The organism is Terrisporobacter othiniensis (genome assembly GCF_000808015.1).
Classification (GTDB): domain Bacteria; phylum Bacillota; class Clostridia; order Peptostreptococcales; family Peptostreptococcaceae; genus Terrisporobacter; species Terrisporobacter muris.
Genome location: NZ_JWHR01000135.1, coordinates 1 through 19,189 on the forward strand (window position 1 = coordinate 1; position 19,189 = coordinate 19,189).

Annotated in this window: 16 protein-coding genes and 1 pseudogene; 1 reads left to right on the forward strand and 16 read right to left on the reverse strand. The window is 28.0% G+C overall.

The features are described 5' to 3' along the window. The 14 genes and pseudogenes from QX51_RS16865 to QX51_RS20145 form a co-directional block, all read right to left on the reverse strand. Positions 1-604, reverse strand: a 604-nt coding sequence (locus tag QX51_RS16865; RefSeq protein ID WP_039681071.1) for a hypothetical protein, incomplete at its 3' end; no start/stop codon positions are given. Between the two features lie 159 nt (positions 605-763). Then, positions 764-1,603, reverse strand: coding sequence for an aldo/keto reductase (locus tag QX51_RS16870; RefSeq protein ID WP_039681072.1), 840 nt, complete (start codon positions 1,601-1,603; stop codon positions 764-766). 5 nt (positions 1,604-1,608) lie between these two features. Further along, a complete protein-coding gene (gene rpiA / locus QX51_RS16875; protein ID WP_079764872.1) occupies positions 1,609-2,247 on the reverse strand; it encodes a ribose 5-phosphate isomerase A in 639 nt (212 codons plus the stop codon). 62 nt (positions 2,248-2,309) lie between these two features. Continuing rightward, positions 2,310-3,164: a MurR/RpiR family transcriptional regulator gene (locus tag QX51_RS16880; protein WP_039681074.1), complete on the reverse strand. Its 855-nt coding sequence runs from the start codon at positions 3,162-3,164 to the stop codon at positions 2,310-2,312. 180 nt (positions 3,165-3,344) lie between these two features. After that, positions 3,345-3,560, reverse strand: coding sequence for a hypothetical protein (locus QX51_RS16885; protein WP_039681075.1), 216 nt, complete (start codon positions 3,558-3,560; stop codon positions 3,345-3,347). Positions 3,561-3,688: 128 nt separating this feature from the next. Then, positions 3,689-4,429 carry an ABC transporter permease gene (locus QX51_RS16890; protein WP_039681076.1) on the reverse strand — a complete coding sequence of 247 codons (741 nt, stop codon included), beginning with the start codon at positions 4,427-4,429 and terminating at the stop codon, positions 3,689-3,691. Then, the gene (locus tag QX51_RS16895) at positions 4,429-5,268 is read right to left on the reverse strand and encodes an ABC transporter ATP-binding protein (protein WP_039681077.1); all 840 of its coding nucleotides are present in this window, start codon (positions 5,266-5,268) and stop codon (positions 4,429-4,431) included. Before QX51_RS16895 ends, QX51_RS16890 begins: the two co-directional genes overlap by 1 nt. 190 nt (positions 5,269-5,458) lie before the next feature. After that, positions 5,459-6,202, reverse strand: coding sequence for an ABC transporter ATP-binding protein (locus tag QX51_RS16900; RefSeq protein ID WP_039681078.1), 744 nt, complete (start codon positions 6,200-6,202; stop codon positions 5,459-5,461). Between the two features lie 3 nt (positions 6,203-6,205). Next, positions 6,206-7,276 (reverse strand): FecCD family ABC transporter permease, encoded by a 1,071-nt coding sequence (locus tag QX51_RS16905; RefSeq protein WP_039681079.1) that lies wholly within the window; start codon positions 7,274-7,276, stop codon positions 6,206-6,208. Continuing rightward, positions 7,257-8,324, reverse strand: a complete 1,068-nt coding sequence (locus QX51_RS16910) for an ABC transporter substrate-binding protein (RefSeq protein ID WP_052233132.1) — start codon at positions 8,322-8,324, stop codon at positions 7,257-7,259. The genes QX51_RS16905 and QX51_RS16910 overlap by 20 nt, the downstream gene beginning before the upstream one ends. A gap of 170 nt (positions 8,325-8,494) precedes the next feature. After that, positions 8,495-12,298 (reverse strand): cobaltochelatase subunit CobN, encoded by a 3,804-nt coding sequence (gene cobN / locus QX51_RS16915; RefSeq protein WP_039681080.1) that lies wholly within the window; start codon positions 12,296-12,298, stop codon positions 8,495-8,497. A gap of 1 nt (position 12,299) precedes the next feature. Next, the gene (locus tag QX51_RS16920) at positions 12,300-13,343 is read right to left on the reverse strand and encodes a magnesium chelatase ATPase subunit I (RefSeq protein WP_039681081.1); all 1,044 of its coding nucleotides are present in this window, start codon (positions 13,341-13,343) and stop codon (positions 12,300-12,302) included. Between the two features lie 3 nt (positions 13,344-13,346). Then, on the reverse strand, positions 13,347-15,227 hold the full coding sequence (locus QX51_RS16925) for an AAA family ATPase (RefSeq protein ID WP_039681082.1): 1,881 nt from the start codon (positions 15,225-15,227) through the stop codon (positions 13,347-13,349). Positions 15,228-15,531: 304 nt separating this feature from the next. Continuing rightward, positions 15,532-15,687 (reverse strand): annotated as a pseudogene (locus QX51_RS20145) (Mor transcription activator family protein); the annotation flags it as partial. A 411-nt stretch (positions 15,688-16,098) separates the two neighbouring features. On the opposite strand from QX51_RS20145, the gene QX51_RS16930 reads away from it, so the two are divergent. Then, positions 16,099-17,247 carry a site-2 protease family protein gene (locus tag QX51_RS16930; RefSeq protein ID WP_052233133.1) on the forward strand — a complete coding sequence of 383 codons (1,149 nt, stop codon included), beginning with the start codon at positions 16,099-16,101 and terminating at the stop codon, positions 17,245-17,247. Positions 17,248-17,343: 96 nt separating this feature from the next. On the opposite strand, the gene QX51_RS16935 is transcribed toward QX51_RS16930, so the two are convergent. Together QX51_RS16935 and QX51_RS16940 are read right to left on the reverse strand one after the other, a co-directional pair. After that, positions 17,344-18,540, reverse strand: coding sequence for an anti-sigma factor C-terminal domain-containing protein (locus QX51_RS16935; RefSeq protein WP_039681083.1), 1,197 nt, complete (start codon positions 18,538-18,540; stop codon positions 17,344-17,346). A gap of 2 nt (positions 18,541-18,542) precedes the next feature. Beyond that, positions 18,543-19,028: an RNA polymerase sigma factor gene (locus QX51_RS16940; RefSeq protein ID WP_039681084.1), complete on the reverse strand. Its 486-nt coding sequence runs from the start codon at positions 19,026-19,028 to the stop codon at positions 18,543-18,545. Positions 19,029-19,189: the final 161 nt, after the last annotated feature.

Sequence of the window (19,189 nt, forward strand, 5' to 3'; positions counted from 1 at the left end):
CAAAGCCAAGTATAGTGCATAACCTTTGCTGATTATAATTTCCAATCATTTTTAAATATGTAAAGATACTAATTAAAATCAATATTACTCCTATTAAATGTAATATTTTTCTTTTAGTTTTGCTTAATTTATATTTATCACAACAAACATAATCAGCTTTTGAATTACCTAATATTTTAATTTTATTAATCAACATTTCTTTTACATAATCGTAATGATGAAAAAATCTCACACATATATCTGACAGTAACCAAAATGGAAATAAAGTAAAAATACTAAGTTCTAATCCAATAATCATCACTAAAGTTATAAATACCATAAACAAAGCCACAATCTTTTTAAAAAATGGAACTGTAAATTTTCCTTCTATATATAACTTATCTTCTTTCTCAATAATTTTCCCCTTAAAACAAGTCATTGAAATATTTACTTTTTTATCGTTACTACAAAAACTCAAAAATATTTCATCATCATTTATATTACCTAGAAAAGTTTCATATTTTCCTTTATTTAATTTTTTTAATGTGTACTCCTCCACATCTTTTTCCCAATTATGTAAGAACTCATTAAGATTGCAATTAAGATTAATCTTTATTTTATTCATCATGCCTCCATATATCTTTCTTTTATAAAAATTTGCTTCCCTCATATGATCCGCTATATATTTTAATTGTATTAATATAAGTAAGAGCTGTAAACAAATCATTTACAGCTCTTACTTATTTCAATATATTTTATTCAATTGGTACTACTATTCACATTCTTATTTTATAACTTCAAAATAAGTTGTATTTTCCGGTACTCCTGTTACAGATGCATCATATCCCTCATCTAATAAATCAATCTTCATCATATCGTCCTTAGAAATTTCGAAATCAAAAATATCTAGATTTTCTTTTATTCTGCACTCATTTGCTGACTTTGGTATTGGAATTATACCCCTTTGAGTATGCCATCTTAATACTATTTGTGCTATGGATTTTTTATATTTTTGCGATAAACTCATCATAAGCTCATTTTCAAATATTTTTCCTCTCATTATTGGACTCCATGCAATTAATTGAATTTCATTTTTATCACAGTATTCAACTAGCTCTTTTTTTTGATTTGTAGGATGCATTTCCACTTGATTTACCATCGGCTTTATTTTTGCATTTTTTATTAATTCTTCCAAATGACCTTGTTTAAAGTTACAAACTCCTATAGCTTTTACTTTCCCACTTTCATAAAGTTCTTCAAAAGCCTTCCATGTTTCATTATTCAACTTGTTTGGCCAATGAACAAGATATAAGTCTATGTACTCCACTTGTAGACTTTCTAAAGATTTATTAAAAGCTTCCATTGTTTTTTCATATCCATGATCATCATTCCAAAGTTTAGTAACCAAGAATATATCTTCTCTATTAACTTTACTTTCTTTTATCCCATTACCTATGCCTACTTCATTTCCATAAAATGATGCTGTATCAATCTGTCTATATCCAGTTTCTAGAGCATACTTCACTATTTTTGCAGTTTCTTCATCACTACCTGATTTGTAAGTTCCAAAACCTATTGAAGGTATTTTTACCCCATTATTTAATACTTTAAAATTTTCACCCATCTTGATTAAGCCCCTCTCTCACACTCTATTAATTTTACTCCCTCTTTTTCTACTACTATTGCTTTTGTAGCTATATTATAAAATAAAGATGTATCAATTACACCAATTATTCCCTTTAAATCCTCGTCTAATTTGGCAATATTTTCTACATGCTCTAAATCAAATTTTACCTCCATTAATATATCATTTCTCATATTAACTTGGCCACCTAGTTGCTTTACTCTTTTTTCAACAAGAGATTTACTTTCTGGTACTATTTCTAAAACTACAGGATATTTAAATTTAAGTGTTTCAGAAACTTTACTTTCATCCACAAGTAAAATATAATCTTTTGCCATTGTAGCTACTATTTTTTCCTTAGTATGTATTCCTCCACAACTTTTTAAAGCATTTAAGTTATAGTCAACTTCATCACAGCCATCGAATGCAACCGATAATTCATTTACTGATGAAGTTTCAAGTACTTTTAGGTTGTTTTCTCTACAAAGTTTTTCTGTTTCACAAGATGGAGTAACAATTTTCACATCTAGTTTGCTTTCTTTTATATAAGAAACAAGATAAGAAATAGTACTTCCTCCACCTAAACCAATTATTGAATGATTTTTAATATATTTTAAAGCTTCTTTTGCACAAGTCTTTTTCAAAATTCTGTCCTCCCCCAAAAATTATACAATCCTTAAATTTTATCATTAGCTAATTTATTTTTCTAAATTTTATCATCAGCAATGGACTGTTCATGTCTACTAAGATTTTTGTACACATCTTCTTTTCCCACAGTTAAAAACAGATATAATATCTCTATTACAGTCATAGCCGAAATTCTAGAAAAATAATATTCCTCTAAAAATAATTTTTCCCTCGTTGCTGTCTTAATATGATGATTACAAATTTTTGCCAAAACTGAATTATCACTATTAGTTATTGCTATGGTAGTTGCCCCTTGTTCCATTGCAGCCTTTGCCACATCGATCAACCTTCTTGATGCACCAGAATTCGAAATTATTATAACCACATCTTCATTTGATAAATTATAAGTATATGATATTTGAGTTTCCCATATGGTATTTGCAATGGCTGTAATTCCTATCTGATTAAATTTATAACATCCATCTAAGGCTACAGGTATGGTATTTCCCACTGCTGCAAATTGCACACTTCTTCCTTTTTTTATTACATTTAAAATTTCTTTAAAATCGCCTTCATCTATCATGGAAACTGTCTGTTTTAATTCTTCAATTTTATTAAGTAAAATATTATTGAGAGAAAGGCTTATATTATCCTCACTAACATTTCCAGAAATAGAAATCTCATCTTTTTTTAAATCTACAACTTCCTTTGCTAGGGTTATTTTCAAATGATGAAACCCTTTTAGATTACACTTTTTACAGAATCTTGTCACAGTTGCCTCACTTGCTCCGGCAGACTCTGCTAACTCGGAAATAGTCATATCTATTAGTTTCTCTCTGTTATTTACTATATAGTCTGCTATTTTCTTTTCTGCATCAAAAAAGTTGTTATATTCAGCAAAAATAATATCAATAACAGATTTGTTTTTTTCCATATTCCTACCTCCTTGAAATATTTTTCTTTATCATAATAATACTAATAAAAATTATTTTTGTAAACATATTTTCTATGAAAATAATTTTTATATACACCTTCACATTCATGTTTCCCAAAAGTGATTTTCACCTATAATAAAAGCCATTGATATCAAATCAACGGCTTTTTAGTAAAAATATTATTCACTTTCCACAAGTCTCCAAATTCCCATTTTCGGACTTATAAATAAATCTTTTCTATATTTAAGTACTTTATCTGCTTCATAGCTTGATTGAACTAAACCTGAGTGTATAAGTACTTTAGCTATTTTACCTATTCTCATTTCTTCTTTTTCATTTAGCATTTCTACTATTTTATCTGCTATTACATCCATTTCTTCTTTTGTGTATTTCATGCTATTCTCCTTTTTATTCTTATGTTTATATCTTATTATATAATATATAAACATAAGATATAAGTACAGTTAATTATTTATACTTATCTCCTAAGCATATCATATATTTCTTTATATAAATTACAGTTTTATAGATTTTTTAATTTCTTTATACTATAAATTGATATTGAAATAAATAATATCATATAAAGAATTAAAATTAATAAACTTAAATAGTTTGTTGGATTTAAAAAAGATATATCACGTAATAATCTACTTGAATGTGTTAGCGGAAGTACTTCTATAATAAATTTTACCACTCCAGAAACGTTATCTAAAGAAAAAAATGTATTGCATAAAAATGTCATTGGCAAAATTACATAAGTTGAAAATCTACTAACGCTAGAATGTGTTTTTGAATTAATAGCTGCAAATACACCTAATGATGCAAATAGCATCCCATTTAACAGCATAACTAATATAAACATAGGTGTTATATGTATATCTGCATTAAAAAATGCCGAAATGATTAATACAATTACTCCAGAATATACCCCTCTTAAAGCTCCTCCTATTGTCTGCCCTAGCACATACTGCCAAATAGGTGTAGGCGACATTATTATTTGTTCAAATGAATGTTCAAATAACCTTTGTACATTCAGTGACATAGCTATAGAGCTAAAGCTAGCATTCATGGTTGTAAGTGCAATAATCCCTGGAATGATAAACTGTATATAACTGTGACCATCTATTTGAGTAGTACTACCTAGTCCCATACCAAATGCTATCATATATAATAGTGGACTTATAGTTTGAGATATGGTATTTTTCCAAAATTCATTTTTAAATTCTATATACCTCTCCCATATAGCAGTTGTAACCCCCCACACTATGCATCAATCCTTTCCCCTACAACTTCAATAAATACATCTTCTAATGTAGTACTTCTTATTTCAAATCTATTTTCTAAGATATTTACAAATCTAATTGCATCATCTTTTTTATTGAAATAATAATTTTTAATTTCATTATTTTCATATACATCTACTGCTATATTACCAAGTTCATCTATAAATTGTTTTGGCACTTTACAATTTATAAGTTTGCCCTTATTTAACATTGCCACTCTATCACATAGTAGCTGTGCTTCTTCAATGTAATGTGTAGTCAAAATTATTGTTAATCCATTTTCATTCAAATTTCTTAATAATTTCCAGATATGTCTTCTTGATATTGGGTCTAAACCTACTGTTGGCTCATCTAACAATAGTATTTTAGGCTCTGTTAGTAATGCTCTGCTTATCATTAGCTTTCTCTTCATTCCACCAGATAAATTTCTTACTTTTTTATCTTTTTCATTAATTAAATCACAAAACTCCAATAGCTCATTGGTCTTTCTTAATCTTTTTTCCTTAGGTATTTGATACAATCTACCTTGTAATTCCATTATCTGACTTACTGTCATATCATTTCTTAAAGAATACTCTTGAGACATTAATGATATTTTCTTTTTTATATGTACACTATCTCTAGTTAAAATTTCATTATCTATATTTATACTGCCTCCATTTGGTAAGATTAAAGTTGATATTAATTTTGATATGGTTGTTTTTCCAGCTCCATTAGGACCTAATATACCAAAAAATTCACTTTCTTTAATTTCTAAGTTTAATTTATTTAAAGCTATTTGTTTACCATATTTTTTACTTACATCCCTTATTTTTATCATATCTATCCTCATTTCGCAAAAAAGTCAGAAAGCTGAGCCTTCTGACCTTTAATATATGTTAACAAATTAAATATTCTAATTGTTCACTAAAATTATAGCACCAGTAATTTTCATAATCAATTTAATTGTAGTACATACTATAAAATATACGTTCTATGAGAATTCAATTATTCAAAATTTCATTTATTTTCTATATAGAAACTATATAGTCTCCTCGAATATCTACATCTACATCATATACTTTTTTTATATTTGACTCTGTTAATACTTCTTTTGGTTTTCCTTGTGATATTACATAACCATCCTCAAGAAGTAAAATTTTATCAGAATACTTCATTGCCATATTTAAATCATGAACAACTATTATTACTATTTTTCCTTTTTGTGCAAGATTTCTAGCCATTTTCATTACTTCTATTTGGTTTTTTATATCTAAAAAACTAATTGGTTCATCTAACAAATATATATCGGTATCTTGTGCTAAAGCTCTTGCTATAAGTACTTTTTGTTTTTGACCTCCACTTAATTCACTATAGAACTTATCAGCTAAATGAAGTATACCCATACTATCTAATATATCTAATACAATTTTTATATCTTCCTCACTAATATTCCAATTGATATATGGCTTTCTCCCCATAATTACTAAATCCATAACTGTCCCAGAGAAAAAATCATTAGTCATTTGGGGTACATAAGCTATTTTTTTAGCTATATCTTGTTGTTTCATTAAATAAAGGTTTTTTTCATTTAATTTTATACTTCCCTTTTTCGGCTTTAATATTTTATTTATACATTTTATAAATGTTGTCTTTCCTGATCCATTTGGTCCTATTATACTTACCACATTTCCATACTCTGCATCTAAACATACATCATTCAATATATGTTTTGTTTTATATTCAAAATTAATGTTTTCAATTCTTAAACTCATTTTTTATCCTCTCTTTTGCTTAATTATTAAATATAGGAAGAAAGGAACTCCTATAAAAGATGTTATTATTCCAACTGGTAATTCAGTTGGTGCTATTATATTTCTTGCTATAGTGTCAGAAATTAATAATAGCAATGCTCCAATTAAAGATGATGCTGGTATTAAATATCTATAGTCACTTCCTATGATTATTCTACTTATATGTGGTGCTATTAGACCTACAAATCCAATTATTCCTGTAAAAGCTACTGCTACAGCCGTCATTAATGTTGACAATATTATAGAAATATTTTTAATCTTGTTAAAGTTTACACCTAAGCTAATAGCCAATTCTTCTCCCGCTGACATTACATTTAGATCCCATGCAAATCTCATCATTATAGTTACGCTTATAATTACTACTATTGCTATTAGAGCTATAGACTCCCATGGTATTCCTGCAAGTCCTCCCATCATCCAAAACACAATTTCAGGAAGTTCATTTGAATCACTTACATACTTTATAAATGAAACCATTGCCGAGAATAAATATCCAATGGCTACTCCTGATAAAACTAAGGTCTTAGAGGAATTTTTCGCCACTAAGGCTACACCATATACCATTAGCATAGTGATTACAGAAAATATAAATGCAAAAACAGGCACTCTATAATTTCCTAAGAAAGATAATTTAGCGCCCATAACTATTGATAATGCTGCTCCAAATGCTGCTCCATTTGAAACTCCAAGAGTATAAGGACTTACAATAGGATTTTGGAAAATACCTTGCATTAAAAGCCCTGCATTAGAAAGAGCTATCCCAGCAAATATAGCTACAAAAACTCTTGACAATCTTATATTAAGTACAACTATTTCATCTATTTTCGATACTGTATAGTCAGAATTAAATAAACTCATTACTACTTCTATAACTTTAGATGAATTTACTGATGATGCACCTATGGAAATAGACATTATTGTAACTAATACTAATAGGACACTAAGTCCTATTAGTATTAATAAATTTTTATATTTTTTTCTTTCATAGCTAGTCTTTTTATCTAAATATACCTTATTACTTGCTATTTGGTACATAAGTCCATATTCCTTTACCATCTAATCCATAGAATTTTTCTAACATTTCTTTATGTACTTCTTCTGGTTTTATATCTTCAAATTTATCTGGATATAACCAAGTTGCTAAATATAAGCTTCCTATTACACTTCCTTGTGGAGATGTTGCTATTTCATTAGATATTATATATGTTTTATTGTTTTTTACTGCTTTTAATTGATTCCATCCTTGTCTTGATACTAAAGTATCATATAATTTTTTTGCCTTTGAATCATCTTCTACTCCCAGTCCCAATGTTGCTTCAGTATTAGATGCTACTTTTACTATAACATTTGGATTCTTTTCTATTACCCATTCATCACTTATTTTGGGATATTCAACAGGTTCATTTCCAGCTATATTAACTCCGCCAGCTAAGTCTATTACACCGTGTCCACCAGTTCCCTTTGCAACTGTTGTATAGTCACTATAACCTTCCCAGTAAACATTAACCTTTTCTTCTTCTGGTAATTCAGCTAATCTTTCATTTATTATATCTGTGTACTTATTTAAAAATGCTAAGTATTCCTTAGCTTGTTCTTCTTTTCCTAATATAAGTCCTAGTGTACTTATTTCTGATGCCATATTTTCTGCTTTATACGCATCTATATAAACTAAAGCGATTCCAGCATCTTCTATTTGTTTAGCTGATTCTGCCTTCATATATTGTTTATAACCAAAAACTACATCTGGTTTTAATTCTAATATTTTCTCAACATTAGGCTCTTTCCAAGTACCAACTATTTCTTTTTCAGTATCATTTGGTAATATTTTTGTAGTGTCTGTTACACCTACTACTTTATCTGCAGCACCTAAACCACATACTAAATCGTATACGCCTGAATTTAATATAGCTACTGTTTCTACATCTTTAGGCACATCTACATATCTTCCATATGTATCTACTACTTTATGTGTTTCTTTATTTCCTTTTTCTGTACTACCATCAGTACTACTACATCCTACCATTGCAGTTACCATTACTAATGATAGCATCAATGATAATTTCTTTTTTAATCCTATTTTCATACTACTCCCCCTATATTTCAAAAAAATAGCCATGAAGTATAGACTCTCTCTAAAGAATCTAAAACCTTCATGGCTTTATTATATATTTATGATAACACTTTACACATTAATTTGTAAATATTTTCCAATTGACTATTTCCACAATTGTATTTAATATTTTAAAATTATATTTAAGATTTTATTTTATATAACTTTTCTCTAAAACTTTCTATTTCATTTAAATCAATAATATCAATTGACCCTCCTTGAAAATCTCCTTCTATATCTCCCATACCTTCTTCTATCCATCCTTCCATCTCTATATAATAATCTTTTAGTTCTTCTATTATATCTTCATCAGCTTCCCATAAATTTCTCTCATAAGCTTCTATTAACCTTCTTGAAATTTCTTCTAAAGCCCAAGGATTGTTTTCTTCAAAAAATTTTCTATTTTCATCATCTAAAACAAAGGTATTTGTTATTTCATCAAATATCCAATCGTCTACTTCATCAGTTGTAGCATCCCAGCCATATACTCTTCCTATTCTCTTTGATATATCTGATGCTCCTTTATAACCATGTCTCTTTTGTCCTTCAATCCACTTTGGATTAAGTAATTTTCCTCTTACAACTCTTCTTATTTCTTCAGATAATGTTCTTACTTCCACACTAGATACTTCTCTTGTATCTCCATAATATGTTTTTACTTCTTTAGTAGAAACTTGTTTTGCAGCTGCTGTTAATCCTCCATGAGCTCCAAAATAAGCACAACATCCTAATAAATCATGTTCATCAGATATTGCTTTATTATAAGTTATATCAATTGTTTTTAGGCTATCATTCAACTCACTATAAGCTTCTTGACCATATTTATTTTTTCCATATGAATATCCATTGTAATATGTGAACACATCTAAAAAGTCATTTTTTTCTTTCCATGCAGATGAATACACCATCATATTTATACCTGATAGATATGTTCCTGGTCTTGTTCCAAATATTCTAGATGATGAATTATTTTCTAGAGTATGTTTTCTTATGTAGTTTTTATCTATTGGTTCATCCAATCTAGAAACCGCTTCAATGGCTCCATCTAATAAATCTACACAATTTGAAAAATTATCTCTAAGTATGCCTGATATTCTAACTGTTACATCAATTCTTGGTCTATTTAGTTCTTCTAGTGGAATTATTTCAAATCCATTTACTCTACCGTTTTTTGACCATGTTGGCCTTGTTCCTATCAAATAAAGAAGTTGAGCCATTCCTTCACCGTCTGACCATAGTATGTCATTACACATCCAGTAAATAGCAAAGTTCTCAGGATACGTACCTGTTTCTTCTAAGTATTTTTCTATAACTTTATCACCTAATCTTCTTCCAACTTCATAAGATACTTTAGTAGGTATTCTATAAGGGTCCAGCGTGTAAAAGTTTCTTCCCGTAGGCAAAATATCATCTCTTCCTCTAGTTATAACTCCCGATGGCCCTGCACTTATATATTCTCCATTCATTGCTTTTAATAAAGAATCTATTTCTTTAGATTCTTCTATTCTATTTTTTATATCTATTATTTTTTCTTTAAAGTCTTCTATTTCATCTAGTTTATCTATATTTTTTAATTGATAAACTTTAAAGATATCTATATTATCTATTAAACTTTTATCTTTAATATATAAGTTTATTACTTCTTTGCTTAGTATATCTAACTCAAACAACAAGTTTCCATTAGAGATTTGATATAAATCATTTATTTTTTCTTTGTTATCCAGTAAATCCTTTAGGTTTAATCCAATTAATGATGCTATTTTATTTCTTAAAGACTCTTTATCTAACCCTTCGAATCTTATTATTGAATTAATTAATTCAACTAATCTGTCTCCTTCAGGTATTTTTCCTAAAATATGTTGCCCATCTTGTATTTGAGTATTTTTAATTAAAGATAGTACTTTATGGCACTCTTCTAATATTTTTTCTATTTTGTTATGATGATCACTTATATCTATTTGAGTTTCTAGATTTGCTTTCTTTATTTCCTCAACTATCAAATGTTTTAATAAATGTGCTTGAGTTTTGTCACTTACTTTAACCTTTTCATATTGTTCTAATAAATTTTCCAACTCTATTAACTCATCATAAAGCCCGCCTTGAGTCATTAAAGTTTGCATATGATCTATTATTGTTGCATATGATCTTCTTTTTGCAATAGTACCTTCTGGAGGATTATCAGCATTATAAATATATAAATTAGGTAAGTTTCCTATACATATATCTGGATAACAATTTTGAGATAAGCCTACTCCTTTACCTGGTAAAAACTCTAAATTACCATGAGTTCCAACATGAATAATAACATCTGCCTTATATTTTTCTTCAAAGTATCTATATGTAGCTAAGTATTGATGTGTAGGTGGTGTATGTGGATCATGAAGTATCTTGCAAACAGCTCCATCGCACTTAGATCCAGCACATCCCCTCTTTGGTTGTACACATACTAAAGCATTTTTGTAATTTACTCCTGTTACTACTATTTTATCTTTATATATCATAGAAGGAGATACTCCTTCTATAGTTTCTCCTGGAGGATTACCCCAATTTTCTATCATATTTTCTTTAACTTCTTTACTTAGTTTATTAAACCATTCTATATACTCACCTTTTTCAATTAAGTCTAATGCTCCTCCTTTTTTAATTATCTCCTCTACCGTTGTCCATCTAAATTCAGAGATAGCTTTTTTGTTCATTATAGTATCTACTAATTCTTTACCATCCTTTGGAATATCTTCTAAATCATATCCTAATTCTTTCATTTTTGATAATACTCTTGATACACTTTCTAAGGTATCTAAGTTTGCTCCTCCTCCTATTGAAGCTTCTAATGAGGCGCAAGGATTATTGTTAAGTAAAAATACTACTTTCTTTTCACTATTAGGCTTTTTGTGCAAATTTACATATTTAATAACTCTATTTATCAGTTTTTCACACCTATCGCTTATAGCTACTCTACTTTCCACATTGTCATTATTATCTAATGCTCCAATAAATATTGGTTCTATAACACCTTCTAATTCTGGAAGTGCAACGCTCCATGCAATATCTTTTATAGTTCCATCCCTGTCATCTTCCCATTCTTTAGCTGTCATATATGATGAAGTAATAGGTTGAAAAATAGGACAGTTTAAGGTTATTAATATATCAGTTTTATTAGCATTATCTAAGTTCGTGTAGTTTTTGGAGTCAGAATCTAAAAAGAAACTAGTCATCTTTATTACTGCATCTACTATAGGCTTATTATCTTCATCTATGAAAAATGTTCTAACGGCATTGGCTGTTCCTTTTGCACCTATTTCCTCATTTCTTAAAGTATATGTGAAAATAGGAATAACACTGTATCCTTTATCTTCTATCGCTTTTATAAGTTTTTTTTCTATTTCTATGTTTTTATTTACCCAGTACCCCCTAGAAGTTATTAGTCCTATGGTACCTTTGTTACTTTGCTTTTTATATTTTAAATAATCTTTTGTAGATGCAAATATTTCATTAGTGTCACAATGATATATTCCATCCCATGGAATTTCAATAGGCTCTTTATATGTTATTTTCTCATTAAGCACATCACATAATATGTACTTAATCATATTTATCCAGTTTTCTTCTCCACTATAAGTTATGTATGTGTTGCATTTGCTTGATATTTCTAGTCCTTTTTCATTATTTATAAATAAACTAGATTCTCCTCCTATATAAACTTTAGTGTTATCCATATTATCTATAATGTTATCTATTTCATCCCAGATACTATCTGTAGAGGTCTTATTCAAAATTAATGCATCACAAGTTTCAATATCTTTTATTAGCTCATCTATATCCTGTTTTTCTTCATCTAATAATCTAGATGAATATATTTTTAAATTTGTATATTCATTTAGCCTTGGCTTTAACTTTGATAATATATTATAAGAGCCATGCCACATAATAGCTACAATATTTTTCATACTATACCTCCACAGCCATAAAAGAGTCTATAATTTCTCTTATTTTATTTTCATCTAGTTTCTTTGTTGTTTCAAATGGTAAACTTCTCATTCTATGTAAAAGTACCATATGTGCTACTTCTTCTATATCTTCTCTTTCTACTTCTAGCTTATTATTAAATGCTGCCATTGCTTTTGATGCTTTCATAAGTGTTAAATCGCCTCTATGACCATCTATATCAAGTGCTATTGAAAGATTAGCATTCAATAATAACATTTCATCACTTATAGTAACATCTTTAACTAAAGTTCTGGCATTTTCTATTTTATCTCTTAGTAATTGCTCTTCTATCTCCCATTTTTTTATGAATTCATCTGGATTCTCTTCAAAATGCGATCTATATTTAACTATTTCAACACGCTTTTGAGGATCTTTTATACCTTTTATCTCAACACTAAATCCAAATCTATCTAATAATTGAGGTCTTAATTCTCCTTCTTCTGGATTCATAGTTCCAACTAATATGAAATTTGATGGATGAGAAAAAGATATTCCCTCTCTCTCAACTGTATTTACACCTATAGCTGCACTGTCCAATAGTAAATCAACTATATGGTCATCAAGCAAGTTAATTTCATCAACATATAAAATCCCTCTATTAGCTTGCGCAAGTACTCCGCTTTCAAATTTTTTAGTTCCAGTTTTTATAGCTTCTTCTATATCTAATGAACCAACAACCCTATCTTCTGTTGCCGACACAGGTAAATCTATTACCTTCATTTTTTGTTTTATAATTTCTAACTTATTTCCTTCATTTACTTTTTTTAAACATTCACTACACATAGTACTTACATCATGCGGGTTGCAATTAAATTTACATCCTTTTACAACTTCTATCTCTGGTAAAAGGTTTGCAATAGCCCTAACTGCTGTTGATTTTGCCGTTCCCTTTTCTCCAAATACTAATATACCAGAGATTTTAGGATTTATTATATTTAATATTAAACCTTTTTTCATAGACTCTTGTCCTATTATTGCTGAAAATGGATATGATTTTTTTGACATTTTTTATTCCCCCCTGAAATTGTTAATGCTATTTACTATTAATTCACTTTTTAAATCATCTATTTTTATATACTGAGCATCCAAATTCTTAGCTAATTCTTTAGCTATTCCAAAACTCATAAGACCCTTTTTTTCTATATCTATTACCATAGAGTTAATCTTTTTTTGTTCCTTAACTGATTTAGCAATTTGCATTAGCTCTTCTTTTGGTTTCGAATTTTTATCTAAGGACACGTTTCCTTTCCCATCACTTATTATTATCATCATTGGAAGTATATTAGGATTTTTTCTAAGTTCTCTTTTAATAATTTCATATCCCTTAGAAATACCACTGTTTAATGGTGTTTTTCCTCCTGTTTCCATAGTTTCTAATAACTTATATCCTCTTTCAACACTTGTAGTTGGTGGTAATACTACTTCACCTTTATCTTTTCTAAAAGAAACTAAAGCAATTTTATCTCTTTTTACATAAGAATCTTTTAATAATGATAATATAGCTCCCTTTGTTTCTATCATCCTTTGATTGGCACCCATAGAACCACTTGCATCTACTACAAATACTATTAAATTTGATACTTTCTTTTGTCTTACCTTCTCTCTAATATCTTCATTTTCTATACTTATTGCTAAATTTTTTTTGTCTCTATATTTTTGATAAGGTGCAGCTGCTCTTATTGTGGCATCTAGTGCAAAGTCATTGTTTTTTCTTTGCATGGTTGGATATATATATCTACCACTTTTACTATTAGTTTTTGTTCTAGTCCTTTTTCCTTGACCATTTCTATAAGTTCTATCATTTTTATGAGAAAATGTTCTTATTTTAAAATCTTCGCCTATAGCAAAAACCTTTGACTGCATAGAATCACTTCTATCATTTGTATTATTTTCTTGGCTATGCTTAGAATTAGATTTATCTTTATTTTGTTTATTTTCATTTTTATTTTTATCTTTGTCTTTATTATTTTGATTAGAATTGTTTTGTTCTTGATTATTGTCATTTGAGTTGTTATTATCTTTATTGTCATCTTCATTTTTATTTTTCATTCTATGCATAAGAGCTAACTCACTGGCTTCTCTTATATCTTCACTATTTATGTAATATCTTTGATCTAATGCTGCTATTGCAAGTGCTGTTTCTTTTATTACTAAATCACCTCTATGACCTTGAATATTATAGTCAAGACAATAATTTATCATTTCCTGTAACTGTTCATCACTTATTTTTATTTTAGGTAATATAAGTTTTGCATTGTCTATTCGATTTTTTAACTTTATTTCTTCTTTAATATATTTCTTTATAAAATCAGTAGGACTCATTTCGTATTCTTCTAGTAATTTTAATATGGAAACTCTCTCATTGACATCTTTACTAGATGTTACATTTACATACAAACCAAATCTATCTAAGAATTGTGATCTAAGTTGTCCTTCTTCATTATTCATCGTTCCCACTAAAATAAAATCACTTTCATGTGAATAAGAGATTCCTTCTCTTTCTATAATATTAATTTTGCTTTCACATACATCTAATAACGTATCTACAATATTATCTTGTAATAAATTAACTTCATCTATATAAAGAATTTTCTTATTAGCACTTTTTAATAATCCTTCTTCTATATAAACTTCTCCATTTTGTATTGTTTTTTCTAAATCTATGGATCCTAATAATCTATCTTCCGTAACTGATAATGGAACGTTAATAACATTATTTTCTCCATTCATAATATTTCCAAGTGACCTTACTATTGTGGATTTTGCAGTTCCTTTTTCTCCATTTATTAATACGCCACCTATTTTAGGATTCACAATATTTAAAAGCAATGCTTTTTTCATTTTTTCTTGACCTATAACGGCAGTAAATGGATATGTTTTTATAATCATATTCTCAACCTCATTTTATAGTTAACTCTTTAATTTATATTTATATGCAAAAAAGCCATGCAGGTTTAACACAAATTTTCCTGTGTTCAAAACCTTCATGGCTTTATTTCAATAATAATAGTATCAGATATTATCATGTTTATCAATAAAATACATATTAAATAGTTTTAATAAATAAAAGAAGCCTTGATAGTTGATTAGAACTTGATATACAGTGTCAAGCTTCATAAGTCTGATCATATTTATCCGATACATGTCAATACATTGGATTTACTATTTTCTAATGATGTATGTTTACAGCCGTTTAAATAACTCCTTCTCTTTTCAGCGCACTCTTTACTTGTTGAGAGGCCATATTATATCTATTTCTTAGATTATCTATATTTTTACCGTTATATAATCTAGAAATTTCTCTATTTCGATTTCCCATGATCACTTTTTTGTAAACCGGTATATAAACACTTTTGCCTCCTTATAATTTACATACTTCTAAAAAATTATCAAATCCTACCAGATCAATCATTGAATATATCATCCATTAAAATTTTCTTATTATAGAAATTCTTCACATTATTATGATTTACCATAGCATATTGCAAAGTAGTATAAATCTTAGAATATTCTAAAAGATGTTGCACCTGTGACTTTTCTAAATAACTCTGGCTAACAATGTTCTTATGAACTTATGAGAATGAACCTTATAAGTTATTGACATAAATCGTTAACAACCACACCCCCATGCATCATATTCAAAGAATTCTAATGACTTAACTTGCTAACATTTTCTCTATCTCACAATATATATTTAATTTTTCAAACACTTATTATGTTACAATATACTTATCAAATCATGCAAAATACAGGAGGATTTATGGAGAAAAAAACAAATATCAAAGAATTATGGAATAAATCACTACCATGGATACTACAAATAATCATTGGACTTATTCTAGGTATATCAGGTGCGATATACAGTATGAAAAATAATATCCCCCTTGGAAATTCCTTTTTAGAACTGGTAATCATACTTACTCTTTTTGCAGTAACACTTTTCATACATATAATATTACATGAGGGTGGGCACTTAATATTTGGACTACTATCAAACTTTGAATTTGTATCCTTTAGAGTAGGGTGCTTAACTTTAGTAAAAGAAAATAATAAATTTTTGATAAAGAAATTTAAAATAGCAGGAACAGGTGGACAGTGTCTTATGATGCCTAAGATGGATAATTATAAAGAGTGCCCCTATATTTTATATAACTTAGGTGGAGTAATCTTAAATCTTTTAGTATCTATTTTTTGTTTCTACATATATGTAATAACTCCAACTACTAAATATATGGATACAATATTATTAGCCATGGTTGTAAGTGGTGTGTGCACCTTTGTTTTAAATGGAATTCCTATGAAAGTAGGCGGTGTTACCAATGATGGATATAACTTAATATCCATAAGAAAAAACGATTTGGCAAAATATTGTTTTTACACTCAGCTAAAAGTAAATGGGCTTTTAAGTAAGGGTATAAGGTTTAAAGGTATGGATAAAAAATGGTTTGAACTTGATGAGAACTCAGATTTTAGTAATCCACTAATTACTAGTATTAAATGTCTTGAAAATAACTACTATACAGATATAATGGATTTTGACAAAGCAAAAAAATGTTGTGAATTTCTACTAAATTATGAACCAAAAATAATAAAACTCTATGAAAATGAATTAAAATGTGATTTACTTTTCCTTGAGATTATGGGTAATAGAGATGAGGATAAAATAAATAAACTATATACTAAAGAATTAAAATCCTACATAAAGGCAACTAATTGTTACATAGCTAGAAAAAGATTGATGTATGCTTATGCTTTAATAATAGAAAAAGATTTGGAGAAAGCAGAAAAATTATTAAAGGAATTTAAAAAAGTTCAAAATACCTATCCTATAAAAGGTGAGATTGAAAGCGAAGTTGAACTGGTTAATTATATTACAGACAAGTATAATACTAGCAAGTTGTTTACATAAACCATCAACAACTGAAGCCCGGTAGTTTGTGCATAAACTACCGGAAAACAAATTTACCCCCTGGCATTATAGACAATTTATTCCAATAACTTGATATTAATGTGAATAACGTGATGCTTTCACATCATCAATATTTAAATTGTAAACAAACTTATTTTCTCTTAACTTCAGTATACTTTCCTTACTTCCATTTACTAGAACACCATAAGACTTAACACCATTTTTTTCAACATATTTAAATGTATCTTCATAAGTAAATGTATGTGCATTAGGATGTTGAAGTTCTATGAAATCCTTGCTATCTATCATATATTTTACTAAGCTTTTGAAATGAGTTTCATAAACATCTGCATCATATGCTTTGTCAATATTTGCAAGTTCTAAATAAGGATAATCTTCACTGTTTTCAAATCCTTCTAAAATAATTCCACTTCCACTACTTTCAAATCCCATTTGAGGAAGTTGTTGAGTATTTTTATCACAAGTTCTAATTCCCACCCAACTGAAATATAAATCATCATACTCCTTAATCATTTTTGAAATTTCATTCATATCTATATCTTTGTTAAATGAAATATATGCACTTACCTGAGATGTACTTGGTAATTGTTTTAGTTCTTCTAATTGTAACCTGTCATCATCAAATGCATCGTCAAAAGGATAAACCCCATATTTAAATACATTCATCACAGGATATTTATAAAAATCACTTTCAATATATTCTAAATTTCCTTTATTAATTACTCCATCATAAGTTGTCTCAGTATTTTTAAATGTATTACTTTGGGTTATCTTAACATTATACTTTCCATAACCTAATGACTCCTCATTAGTGTAACTAGTTATAACTCCTGGAAAATGAAGTTCAGTAAATACAGATATATCAGTTAAAAACTGTGTTGAAAAATCGCCTCTTTCTGCAGATGGATTGTAATATTTAGAATCCATCATGGGAGATACAATATATTTAACTACAGCTAAAATACTTATTACAATTACTACTGATGCAAGTACTGCTTTCAAAAACTTATTTCTTATCTTTCTATTTATATTTTTTAATAAAATATCCTCTTCATTGTTTTTCTTATTATAACCACTACTCTTTATCTCATGATTTTCATCTAAATGACTGGTATCTATATTGCTATTTACATTAAATAAATTATCATCTATTTTATTACATAAATGCTCACTTATAATTTCATTTTTTTCTATTTCTTCTTCTACAATCTTTATTTCCTCTTCACTAGCTTCATTGTTTATATATTTCTCATAAATGTCTTTAAAGCTCATATTTATTCCTCCATTTTCATTCTTAGATTTTTTCTAGCTCTATAAATTAAAGTCCTAACTGCTCCATTAGATATATTCATGATTTGGGCTATTTTTTCTTGTGGTACTTCTAGGTAATAATAAAGAATTAGAGATTCTTTCATAGATTGAGGCAATGTTATAATTTTATTATATAAATTCAATGATTCTTCATTTGTTATTAATTTTTTCAAAGTATTACTACTGCAATCTTCTATTTCAATTTCATTAATATCAATTTTAGATAATTTATTATTTTTCCTTACATAGTCTATCCACAAATTTCTACATACCATAAATAGCCAAGCTTTCACATTTTCATGATTATCATCTAATGATAATATTCCTTTTAAAAAAGCTTCTTGCATGATATCTTCTGCTAAGTGTTGGTTTTTACAAAGAGAAAAGGTATAAATATAAACATCTTTGGAGTATAATCTATAAAATTTTTCAATACTATCTGCATTCATCATCAATCTCCTTTCACTTTATAAACGTACCTGTTTTCAATATGTCACAAACTTTTTACTATTTTTTCTAATTTATATGTCCATCAAACTAAAAAAACACTGATTTATGCAAATAAACCAGTGGATAATATAATTATTAAATACTTTTCTTTATATAATAA